This window comes from Actinotignum timonense (assembly GCF_900155575.1).
GTDB classification, from domain to species: Bacteria; Actinomycetota; Actinomycetes; order Actinomycetales; family Actinomycetaceae; genus Actinotignum; species Actinotignum timonense.
Genome location: NZ_LT706966.1, coordinates 55,989 through 68,061, shown reverse-complemented (window position 1 = coordinate 68,061; position 12,073 = coordinate 55,989). Strand labels below are relative to the sequence as shown.

At 53.3% G+C, this 12,073-nt stretch carries 9 protein-coding genes; 7 read left to right on the top strand and 2 right to left on the bottom strand.

Features of this window, described 5'->3' with window-relative positions:
* Window positions 1-68 precede the first annotated feature (68 nt).
* Window positions 69-710 carry a transaldolase family protein gene (locus CZ322_RS00290; RefSeq protein WP_159454958.1) on the top strand — a complete coding sequence of 214 codons (642 nt, stop codon included), beginning with the start codon at window positions 69-71 and terminating at the stop codon, window positions 708-710.
* Here the strand turns inward: CZ322_RS00290 and CZ322_RS00285 are convergent.
* Window positions 707-1,783, bottom strand: coding sequence for an aldose 1-epimerase (locus CZ322_RS00285; protein WP_087069740.1), 1,077 nt, complete (start codon window positions 1,781-1,783; stop codon window positions 707-709). The two genes, CZ322_RS00290 and CZ322_RS00285, sit on opposite strands and share 4 nt — an antisense overlap.
* Window positions 1,784-1,842: 59 nt before the next feature.
* Complete coding sequence (gene xylB, locus CZ322_RS00280) at window positions 1,843-3,309, bottom strand: xylulokinase (RefSeq protein WP_087069739.1); 1,467 nt, start codon at window positions 3,307-3,309, stop codon at window positions 1,843-1,845.
* Between the two features lie 165 nt (window positions 3,310-3,474).
* Between xylB and CZ322_RS00275 the strand changes: the two genes are divergently transcribed.
* From CZ322_RS00275 to CZ322_RS00250, 6 genes are all read left to right on the top strand, one after another.
* Complete coding sequence (locus tag CZ322_RS00275; protein ID WP_087069738.1) at window positions 3,475-4,743, top strand: AGE family epimerase/isomerase; 1,269 nt, start codon at window positions 3,475-3,477, stop codon at window positions 4,741-4,743.
* A gap of 161 nt (window positions 4,744-4,904) precedes the next feature.
* The gene (locus tag CZ322_RS00270; RefSeq protein WP_087069737.1) at window positions 4,905-6,089 is read left to right on the top strand and encodes an ROK family protein; all 1,185 of its coding nucleotides are present in this window, start codon (window positions 4,905-4,907) and stop codon (window positions 6,087-6,089) included.
* A gap of 154 nt (window positions 6,090-6,243) precedes the next feature.
* On the top strand, window positions 6,244-7,410 hold the full coding sequence (gene xylA, locus CZ322_RS00265) for a xylose isomerase (protein ID WP_087069736.1): 1,167 nt from the start codon (window positions 6,244-6,246) through the stop codon (window positions 7,408-7,410).
* Between the two features lie 181 nt (window positions 7,411-7,591).
* Complete coding sequence (locus CZ322_RS00260; RefSeq protein WP_087069735.1) at window positions 7,592-9,775, top strand: glycoside hydrolase family 3 protein; 2,184 nt, start codon at window positions 7,592-7,594, stop codon at window positions 9,773-9,775.
* A 1-nt stretch (window position 9,776) separates the two neighbouring features.
* A complete protein-coding gene (locus CZ322_RS00255) occupies window positions 9,777-11,060 on the top strand; it encodes an MFS transporter (protein ID WP_087069734.1) in 1,284 nt (427 codons plus the stop codon).
* A gap of 255 nt (window positions 11,061-11,315) precedes the next feature.
* On the top strand, window positions 11,316-12,073 hold a 758-nt coding region (locus tag CZ322_RS00250), incomplete at its 3' end, for a sugar O-acetyltransferase (RefSeq protein ID WP_200807156.1).

Sequence of the window (12,073 nt, the reverse complement as noted above, 5' to 3'; positions counted from 1 at the left end):
ATGATACGAGTGTTCTTTGCCGATACGTCAAAACGGTCCGGATAGCAATCACGAATGAGAGAGATAAAATGGCGATCTATTTTGATAGTGCCGATTGCGCGCAGATGCGTAAGTATGCATCAACAGGAGTTTTTTCTGGAGTGACATCGAACCCTACCATTTTGGCGCGGCAGGGGTTGCGCCAGCAGGATATCCCAGAGCTTTATCGCACTCTCCAAGAATTTGGTTTTGATCGATTATTCTTCCAAACCGCAGGGTGTACTGAGAGTGAGATTGAGGAGTCTGCTCGTCAAATTCTAAGTCTAGGCGATGACGTTGTGGTTAAAATTCCGGCGACGCTTGAGGGGCTATCTGTTGCGGCTAAAGTGACCAACGAAGGATATGAAGTGCTGCTTACGGCGGTTTATGACTCTACACAGGCTGCTATTGCTGGAGAATTAGGGTTGTGGGGACTTGCTCCGTATTTTTGCAGAATGCGTGACATTGGCAAAGATCCGGAATTGGAGCTCAAACGTATGGCTCGGATTATATCTGATACAAAAACTCGTATCCTCGCGGCGTCACTTCGGAAACTTGAAGATGTATCAGCGGCGTTTGCAGCTGGTGCAGATGATGTTACGATCTCGCTCTCAGTAGCCGAGATGCTGGTAAATAATCCACTCTCAATTGAAGCACTGACCACATTTGAGCGTGACGGCGGAAGAATTTAACTGCACATCGGGTCGGTTGTAGAAGACGATCCTTCGATCCTGGCTTGGATGAGAGTACGCATTTGCCTGCTATCTCCTGGTTGTACAAGTTTATTTCCGACATCATTCCGGTTGAAGGCATTAACGATAGCCTGACATGGTTCGATGGCAATTGAAGTAAGAGGATTTCGCTTGAGGTTATGACCGGTGAACACATGGAAAGTGCGCAACGGAAGATCGGCTCCAAAATTCACGTACATGTGAATTGAGCGGTTCCCGGTGTTCAGATGGGCATAACCTGAAAAATCCCTCGAATCTTTGCCGTCAAGCAATGTAATCGCACCTGTAGGGGGATTGCAGTGCTCAATATCTTGGAGGTTTTTCAGGTGGGTGTACCCCACGTCCGCATAGGTCGAGACTTTCCCAGGCGCGGGACTTTGTATCGGTTTAAATGCAGCGTTTCCTGGAAGGGGAATGAGGTCGTCGTCGGTTTTCACTACTGAAGATCCATATATGCGTAGGTCGGCTTGCCCTAGAGGGCCGTCAAGAAGAAAATATGGATGCCAACCGATAAAGATTGGGCAGGCGATAAGAGATTGATTCTGCGCGCTTATTCGTGTGACGAGGTCTCCATCGGGTGTTATCTCGAAACTTACGGAGATTAGTAGTTCAAAGGGGTATCCAGGTTCGGATTCCAGATGAAGCTCTAACCTAAGAGCTTCGGAGCTGTTCTCGACAACCTTGAAATCTTTGTCGTAAACAAGACCGTGAATGCCAGGTTCATACTTCGGGTTTTTTGCCGAGAAAATGTGATCGGCAGCGAACGGGCCGGGGCTCTCATCAATGCGTGGACGGTCACCTACACCGTCGTCCTTGTAGATAGCGGAAGAATATCTTCCGTCACAAAGTCGATCTGACCAGGGCGCCAACACGGCAGATCTGAAACCATCTTGTGTTTGCAACTCATCTTCGCTGAGATAACCGTCTATAAACTCGGTCCCAGCTATTTGATAGCTGAGAAGGGTGGCGCCGATTGTAGATACTTTTAACGTAACCTGTCCGCGTGTGGAAGTGCGATCGTAAGAAAGAATCATGTCCCGCGTTCTCCGATTGATAAATGATGAAGTAGTACGGTCGCTATTGCGATTTACAGTCAGGCTGATTCAGGACGAAAGGTCGGGTAGCTTTTACGAATTGACTCGGAGACGGCTCTATAGCGTTCCCAGACGCTTTTATTCTCTCGCGGCTTGTATGTTTGGGTAATGTCCGGGGACCAGGAGTTAGTATTCTCAGGAATACCCGCAACCACGGCGGCTTGCCGCGCTGCACCCCTAGCGACGTATTCGGAAGTTCGCGGAACGCTAATAGGAATTTCGAGAACATCCGCAAGAATCTGGTTGAGCGTTTCTGATTGTGCGCCTCCGCCGATAAGCATGGCATCATTGACTGATATTCCTCCGCCGCGAAGAGCTTCGAGCGCCCCGCGCATTAGGCAAGCAAGACCCTCGTAGGCCGCACGGGCGAGGTTTTCACGTGTGAAATTATGAGAGGTGAGCCCCGCGATATGCGCGGTTGCGTAAGGCAGATTGGGTGTTCTTTCTCCTTGGAAATAAGGAACCAAGGTAATGCCTTGGGCTCCCGGTTGTGCTCGTTCGGCAAGGGTGCCTAACTCTTCAAAGCTCACGTTTAGGATCTTGCGGAAGTAGTCCTGGATGAGGGCACCATTGAGGGTGCAGGCAAGCGGTAGCCATTTGTCTGTGGTATCTGAAAACCCGGTAACACCGAAACGCGGATCTTGAATAGGGGTGTCGGAAATCGTCGCGATAACGCCGGAGGTTCCGATGGAGATTGATGCCTGGTTAGTTTGAAGGTTAAGACCAAATGCCGATCCGGCGTTATCACCCATTCCGGGGCCAATTAGAATTTGTTGACTGGAAGGTTTGTCGGTTATCCATTCCTGTGCGACAGTTCCAACGCTTTGGTTATAGGGAACAATTCGGGGAAGAATTATATCCTTAGCTTTTTCGGTGGTGATGTGTAGAGCATGCGCGAGGATATCATAGCGGTATTCGTCAGTTAGGCAGTCTACATATCCTGTCCCAGATGCATCGCTGCGGTCAGTTGTAAGCTCAGATAGCCTTGTTGACCCAGATAATTTCCATGTTAACCAGTCGTGAGGTAGGCATATCGCCTTGATCCGAGCGGCATTGTGAGGCTCGCTATCGGCGAGAAAACGGAGTTTGGAGACCGTCAAGGAAGCGACGGGAACGGAACCGGTCGCTTTTGCCCAAAATTCGGGCCCCAACTCATCAACAAGCGCGGCAGCACCTGGCCCGGAACGCGTGTCATTCCAGAGAAGCGCGGGCCGAATAACATCGCCGTTCGCATCCAATGCGACTAGGCCATGCTGTTGGCCGGCGATGGAAATGGAAGATACGTCGCTTATTCCACCAGCTTTTTGGATAGCTGTTCTCAAAGCTGTAAGCCATTCGTTAGGATCTACTTCGGTTCCTGAAGGATGAGGACAAGTGCCCATCCGAACAACTGCGCCGTTATCTGTGTTGACAATGAGAACTTTTGTTGACTGAGTAGAAGAATCTACACCCGCTACAAGTGCCACTATGTCTCCTTTGACTATTCTGTGGGTGACGTTAGCTTTAACTAAGAAATAGTCTATCAGTGTTTGTTGCCGCCGGGAACTAATGTTTTTGTCTTTTGCCCGACAGAGGCTCGAGTGGAATACAATAGAGGCGTCAATGTCGTTAGGGACAAGGAAGTCGACACGATGCCTGTTTTCTCATCTCAGTTAAATTCGTCTGAAACTCCAGCGTTTTCTGATGTAACCCACCAGGAGTACCTTTTATGTGAGCGCGAGAGGCTTTTGGATCATTTCCAGCCGCGGGTGTGGCAGTCATCGGATCTGGGGTTCGCTTATCTGGATCGAGATGGCAATCCTATGCCTGAACGGGGTGCTGAACTGTATCTCGGGGCGCGAATGATCCACAGTTTCGCGGTCGCCACAATGCTCGGTCGGCAAGGTGCGGAAAAACTGGCTGAACAAGGTGTGCGTTTTTACTTAGATGGGCCGGGCAAGGATCGCGAATATGGTGGGTGGTATGCCACCGTGGGAGGTAATACCCCATCGGATCGGAAAGAGCTCTACGGTCAGGCCCATATTATGCTTGCTGCAGCCTCGGCAACTCTTGCGGGCATCCCCGGTGCGGTAAAACTACTCGAAGAATCCATCGACTTAATCGATACGAAATACTGGCTTGATGACGAGGGGCGCTGCGTCGAAGCCTATGATCGGACATTTACAGACCTTGATACCTATCGGGGCCAAAATGCAAATATGCATCTGACTGAAGCTTTTCTAGCTGCATATGAGGCTACAAACGATAAGGAATTCCTCAAACGTGCTAGTCGTATTGCGGAGAATACGGTGGGTCAGGCCGTATCTAGCGAACAAGGAAGTTGGCGCATCCCAGAGCACTTCGATGAAGAGTGGCATCCGTTGCGTGACTACAACCGTGACGATCCGCGACATGCGTTCCGTCCTTACGGATCGCAACCTGGACACTGGCTGGAGTGGGCGAAACTGCTTATGCAAATTCGTGGTGCAGGAATTGAGCAGGATTGGATGCTCGCAGCGGCGAAAAACCTTGTGAAGGGAGCATTCGAAGATGGGTGGACCCGAGAGGGAGGATTTGTTTACACCGTTGATTGGGATGGGTCCCCTGTGGTTACGGAAAAATTCTGGTGGCCACCCGCCGAAGGGGCTGGCGCTACTCGCTTCCTGTACGAGGAGAGCCCGGATGCTGGACTATCTAAGCTGTACGAACGTATTTGGCGTTGGATTGATTCGGCAATCGTAGACAAACCTGGTGGTGGTTGGTTCCATGAAGTTGATAGAAGCAACGCTCCTGTAACTTACACGTGGCCAGGACAACCGGACCTCTATCATGCTTATCAGGCGACCCTTTACCCGTTCATGTCGTCGAAACAAGGGATTGCCTCGTGGGCTCGTAGTTGCCGTGAAAATAATAAAAGGTGATTGTTGTATTGCTGTGAAACGCGAAAGGAGACGAACCGTACGAAGAATGGCTCGGACGCGGTAGAGCCTCGGCTGTTAGCTAGGAATGGGGTGATCGTAAAAAACCGCCAGGCGGTTTATGCTGTCTAGTAGTTTGTCAAAACGACACGGGAGGGTAGCTGATGGGGAAAAGTGGCAAAACGCCCACCTCGCTCCGGATGGATAACACTAAACTTGTCCTAAAGACGATCCTCTCCAGTAAAGTCCCCCCATCACGTGCCGATGTTGCAGCTTCCACCGGTCTTACGCGCGCCACGGTTTCTCGCTTAGTAGACTCACTCCTAGACTGCGACATTATTAGCGAACTGCCACCGGTAAAATCAGCAATCGGGCGTCCCGCATCTCCCCTTGTGCCTCGTACATCGCGGCATGCTGTCGTTGGTTGCGAGGTCAATGTGGCTTATTTGTCTGTTGCTGTGATGGACCTCTCCGGAAAACTCCTCTACTCGCAAATCAAAAAAATGAGCACACGTCACTTAGGTCCAAGTGGTGCCTTGAAAGAACTTGAGAAGATTTACGGGCAATGGAAGCAACCCAAAGCTGTCAGAGTTCTCGGTGCAGGGCTTTGCGTTCCGGGCTTGATTGCCGATGATGGTGCGACGGTATTGACTGCCCCAAACCTGGGCTGGACGGGCGTTCAGATGAAAGAACTATCTTTTGCCCAACTGGGATGTTTTGGGGGATTTCGTCTTTTTAACGAGGCTGATGCTGCGGGGTACTCTGTTCTCCATTCAGCTCCCGGAAAAGTATCAAACTATAGGGATTTCCTTTATGTTTCCGGTGAGGTCGGTGTTGGTGCTGCGGTGTACGAAAAGGGTCGGCGTCTGGGTGGCTCTCATGGCTGGGCTGGAGAGTTTGGGCATGTTTGTGTCGACCGATCAGGACCGAAATGCAACTGCGGTTCTAATGGTTGTTTAGAACAGTATGTTGGCGAATCGGGATTAGTGCGAAATGCAGGTCTTCCTGAGGGCACCGAACTGTCGAAGCTAATTGAGCTTTTCCGAGAGGGAAGTGAAACTGCTCGGGATGCGATGGACGCTGGAGCTCTCGCCCTAGGCCTAGCGCTCGCGAATACGCTAAATCTTCTTGATCTGGACACGGTTTTCTTTGGCGGGACTTTCGTAGATTTATATCCATGTTTTGAGACGATTCTTAAAGCTGAATTGAAGTACCGTGTGCTTTCGTCGCATTGGAAAGATATTGAACTCATTGTGAATCGAAAGGGTGAGATATCGGCGGCAATAGGCGCTTGTCTATGGATTTTTAATGATTTGATAGAGGATTTAAGCGGTTTCCCTGGCGTCTAGCCACAGAAGCTATGTGTGAATCGGCTCGCAATAAGTTTGACTTACGCTTTGTTTTGAGCCAAATCAAAATATCTTGATTTCCACCCCCTTGACGCACGGTTTTCGCGCCCTTAGTTTAGAGGTAGAACAAAGGAGTTCGGCTACGCAAGGAGGAATGATGAGAAAGCCTGCAAAAGAAGATAAGTTCTCCTTCGGTCTGTGGACCGTGGGGTGGACCGGAACCGATCCCTTCGGCGGGGATTCCCGCCCGGCGCTGGATCCGTGGGTCTACACGGAAAAGCTCGCCGAGCTGGGCGCTTGGGGTATCACTTTCCATGACAATGACGTTTTCGCTTTTGACGCCAGCGATGCCGAGCGTGCCGAGCGGGTGGGCAAGGTCAAGGAAGCGGCCGATGCCAACGGCCTGACCATCGAAATGGTCACCACGAACACCTTCTCCCATCCCATCTTCAAGGACGGCGGCTTCACCAATAACGACCGCTCAATCCGGCGCTTCGGCCTCCAGAAGATCCTGCGTAATGTGGATCTGGCCGCGGAAGTCGGCGCCACCACCTTCGTGATGTGGGGCGGGCGCGAAGGCACCGAATACGATTCTTCCAAGGACCTCAACGCCGCTTTCGAGCGCTACAAGGAAGGCCTGGATACGGTAGCCGGCTACATTAAGGAAAAGGGCTACGATCTCAAGATCGGCCTGGAACCCAAGCCGAACGAACCGCGCGGTGATATCTTCCTGCCCACCATCGGCCACGCCCTCGGCATTATTGCTGAGCTGGATAATGGCGATATCGTTGGCCTCAACCCGGAAACCGGGCACGAGCAGATGGCCGGCCTCAACTACACCCACGGGCTGGCCCAGGCCCTCAACGCTGGCAAGCTCTTCCATATCGACCTTAACGGCCAGGCCGGCCCGCGCTACGACCAGGACAAGTGCTTCGGTCACGGCGATCTGGCTTCCGCCTTCTTCACGGTGGACCTGCTGGTCAACGGCTTCTCCAATGGCGGCCCGCGCTACGAAGGCCCCATCCACTTCGATTACAAGCCCTCGCGTACCGAAGGCCTCGAAGGTGTGTGGGAATCCGCGGCCGCGAATATGGAAATGTACCTCATGCTCGCGGAGAAGGCGAAGGCCTTCCGCGCCGACCCGCGCACTCAGGAAATCATGGAAGCTGCCTCGGTTCCCGAACTGGCTGAACCGACCGTGGCCGAAGGTGAGAGCCTGGATGATGTACGGGCGGAGAAGTACGACGTCGCAGCTTTGGCCGCGCGCGAATACCACTACGTTGAGCTCTACCAGCAGGCCATGCGCCACCTTATTGGCTAATCGCCGGTGTCCGCAGTCGAAGAAAGGAGGTTCCTGTTTTTGAAGTACTGCGGAACCGGTCTTGTACGGAAACCCTCGCGAGGACGCGAGAGCGACGCGGGCCATTGTTGGCCACTAATTAGAAGACATAACTGGATAACAAGAAATACCTAATCGTCCAATTCACAAAGGAGTGAGAATCGTGAAGGCTAAGCAATTTAGCGATTATGTATCCGATGTAAAGAATGGTGGGTCCGCAAACGCGGTCGCGCATGATATTTACGATGCACTAACGGAAGATGAACGTATCGCCTTACTGCAGGGCAGTGTGCCGTTCTGGCAAGGTATCGATGCGATGATGGGGCCCGATGTTGGCTACAACGCGCAACCATTTGTTATGGGTGCCGTAGAGAGGATCGGATTCCCGGGCATCCGGTTCATCGATGGTCCGCGTGGATGCGCTGTTGGAACTGCGACGGCCTTCCCAGTTTCGATGGCTCGCGGAGCTACTTGGGATACCAACTTGGAAGAACGAGTTGGTGAAGCCATCGGAGAAGAGGTTCGAGCCAACAGTGGAAACTTCTTTGGTGGGGTGTGTGTCAATCTTCCACGGAACCCAGCCTGGGGACGCGCCCAAGAAACCTATTCGGAAGAGCCGGTGATCCTCGGCAATATGGGCTCGGCGTTTGCCAAGGGTATCCAGAAGAATGCGATGGCGTGTGTTAAGCACTATGCGTTGAATTCCATGGAAAATGCGCGCTTCTCTGTAGACGTAACGTGTTCTGACAAGGACCTGCATAAGCATTATCTGCCGCACTTCCGAAAGATTATCAAATCCGGAGTTGCGTCAGTTATGTCCTGCTACAACTCTGTAAACGGCGAATGGGGTGGTCAGAATCGGAAGATGCTTACCGAAATCCTCCGTGATATCTGGGGCTTTGAAGGTTTTGTCATCACCGATTTTGTCTGGGGCATGCGTGATCCGGCGAAGGCTCTGGAGGCAGGACTTGATATTGAAGCGCCCTTTGCTCAACAGCGTAAAGACGGGATGCTTGAGCGGATTGCAAATGGTGAAACAAGCTGGGAAGCGGTAAAGCGTGCTGGAATTCGGATTATCCGTACTGTTCTGAAGCACTACGCAAATCTAGGCGAGGTGCCTTCGAAGGAAGTGATTGCCTCCCCCGAACACGCAAAACTGGCTTTTGATGCGGCCGCACAGTCGATGACTTTATTGAAGAATGATTCGATTGATGGTGCGCGGTTGCTGCCGGTCTCGCGAGACTTCTCTGGCACTATCCTGGTTGTTGGAAGACTTGCAGACCTTGCCAACACCGGTGATAACGGTTCCTCGAAGGTAGATGCTCCGTACGTGGTTACACCCTACGAGGGTATTAAGAGGAGTTTCCCCGCTGCAAATGTTGTATTGGCTGACATGGACTCTGACGAGTTTGACTCTCAGGTAAGAACCGCTGATTTAGTAATCGCGGTTGTTGGGTATACAGCGCTAGAAGAGGGCGAGTTTGTTGATGGTACCGTAATGCAGCGTGATGACCTTCTTAAGCTGTATCCCGAACCCGTGACGGAAGAAGAGAAGCGTATTGCGGAAGCTTTCGCCAAGAGTGGTGCCGAAGGCCAATCTGTTGTTGGCGGCGCGACAGCTGGTGGTGATCGCGTTAGCCTTGCGCTTCCGGAGGGAGACACCGACCTTATACGCCGGGTCGTGGATCTGAACGAAAAGGTTGTAGTCTCCGTGGTGACGGCAGGCGCCGTTATTATGACCGATTGGATTGATTCAGTTCCGGCTGTCATGCTCGCGTGGTATTCGGGACAAGAAGGCGGTAACGCGCTGGGAGCTGTACTCTCTGGTGAGCGCGCTCCGGGCGGACGTCTTCCCTATGTAATGCCGAAGAAGCAGGAGCATACTGCGCCTCTTGATATTAACGCTACGGCTATTACTTATGACGATAAGTTCGGGTCGAGGCTCCTCGATGAGATAGGTGAGGAACCGCTCTTCCCGCTCGGATGGGGCATAACGTACACCACTTTCTCGTTGAGCGACTTCGAGCTTGTTAGCGCAAGCGAAACTACGGGTAAGGTTCGTGTAACTATCGGTAACGATGGGTACCGACTAGCTCATGGAGTAGCCCAGATTTACGGTTCTGTTTCCGGTGGTGTGCGCGAGTTGCTGGGATTCACTTCGGTATTGCTCGCTCCCGGTGAATCGGTGACGACGACAATAGATATCGATCTGTGGCCACTGTGTGAGTGGAACGAACAGTCAGCGGAGTTCGACCCACTCCCAACCGGGGTAGTACTCGAGGCTGCGCAATATCGCGGTGCCCCAGACGCTTTGGCTCTCTCCGTCGAGATTCCCGAAAGGAACTGAAATGGAACGGAAAGAGAATCGTGCGGATCCTGCCGCAGTATCAGAGCATGCAAAAGATCCCTTTAGTGGGCAAACCAAGCCACCTTACCGAGTCGGCGTTGGCGTCACGATCGGCGCGCTCCTCTGGATCGTCCCGTACTTGGGGATCAATGCTCTTTTACTTCCTGCCAAGGTTGTCGAGATTGCACCTGATCAAAAGGAAGTGGTTGTCGCGACCCTCGCAACATTTGCGATGGTGACGGCAACCCTCGCCAATATCATTATCGGGGCTTTTTCCGACTTGACTAGATCAAGGTTCGGTAAACGAACGCCTTGGTTATGGGTGGGATCAGTCGGTACTGCCGCGGCGACAATGCTTGTGTACTACTCGCCGTCAGTACCACTTCTGATTCTCAATTGGTGTGTCTATCAGGTCTTCTTGAATTCGCTTGTCGCGCCGCTGCTAGCAACAATTGCTGATCGGGTTGCTCCTAAATTCCGCGGAACAATTTCGGCAATGTATGCCATCGGTTTTACGGTGGGCATGGCTTCGGGTCAGCTCATTGGAGCGCAGTTCCTTAAGGATCTGCGAATGGGATACATCGTCATGGCAGTTCTAGTGTTCTGTGCGGCGCCGATCTCCGCAACGATTATTCGGGAGCCGTCTAGCGCAAGCATGCCGAAGAAGAACTTCAATAAGGAGACATTCCTTACGAATTTCATGTTCCCAACCAAGCATTGTCGGGATTTCTACCTGGCACTATTTGGGCGCTTGTTTATCTTGGCGGCTGGATTTGCGATTACGGGTTATCAGCTGTACATCTTCACCGATTACATTGGTGCGGACGACAGTACAACACAATCGACTATTACGATCATGTCTCTATGTCTGATGGTGGTGGGTGTAATCGTTGCGGCCATTATTGGTCCGCTTTCCGACAAGCTTGCTGTCCGGAAGATGCCCGTAATTGTGTCGGCATTCCTAATTGCTATCGGTTTAGTTTTCCCGTGGATTTTCCCATATCCGTGGGCAATGATTGCCTACGCAATTGTCGGAGCTGGTATCGGTAACGGCGCATTCAATGCCGTTGATCAGGCGCTGAATTTGGAAGTTCTTCCGAACCCAGAGACTGCCGCGAAAGATCTAGGAATTCTGAATCTCGCGCAAAGCGGATCGCAGATTATCGGCCCACTGATTGCCTCTGCTGTCATCGGTATCGCTGGCTACCATGCGATTTTCCCGGCGAGTATTGTTCTCGCGATGGTGGGATGCGTAGCTATTGCCATGATCAAGTCCACCAAGTAAGGAGGCTCGTCGAGGTAAGCCCATTACGGGATGCCATCGGACTGCTCACGTTGAGCGTAAAACAGCGTGCCAAGGCTAATGGGCTTGGCTCGTGATGCAGGCTGGGGTTCCCAATCTCCGGAATTGCACTCCTCTGGGGTCGTGCGGGGCGGGTAGGTCACTACTCGCCCCGCACGGGCGTCGTCGTACTACTTTTCGACCGTCGCTACCACTGCGCACCGTTGCTACCGCCGCGCATCAAATTAAGGAAGAAAAATGCCAGAAACTCCTCGCAACCCGCGCCATATCGCCCGCCCGCACGTCGCTGAGCTGCCCGAACGCTCCCGCTGCCCGCTTCCGGGCGAAGAAACAGACGTGCAATGGCGGCGCATGGTGGAAGGCCGGCTCTACCGTTGGGGTCCCACCCAGGCGCGGGTGCGCGAACGCGCCATCGCGCTGCTGGAAGAATTCAACGCCGACGCCGCCTGGGGCAGCCCGCGCGCGAGCCACATCCTGCGCGAACTCCTCGGTAGTTTCGGGGCCGGCGCGCAGATCGTGCGCCCCTTCACCTGCGATTACGGGGTAAATATCAGCCTGGGGGAGGGTTCTTTTATTAATACCGGTGCGGTGATTCTGGACCTGTGCCCGGTGCGCATCGGCGCCGGGGTGCTCATCGCCCCGCTCGTCACCCTCTCCTGCGCCTCGCATCCCATCGACCCAGCTCTGCGCGCCACGCGCCTCGAATACGGCCGCCCCATCACCATCGAAAATAACGTCTGGATCGGCATGGGCGCCTCCATCGCCGGCGGCGTGACCATCGGCGAAAATTCCGTGGTGGGCGCCGGCGCCGTGGTGCTGCGCGACGTCCCGCCGGGGAGCGTCGTCGGCGGGGTTCCGGCCCGCGTGCTCCGTTTCATTAATTCCGACGACGCCGCCTTCGCGGCAGCGCCCCTCGCCGCCTACCGAGCGGGAGGGGGCGAGGAGCCGCTTTCGGGGGAGGCACCGGCGGGGCGTGGCGGAGCGGGGAGCTTTAC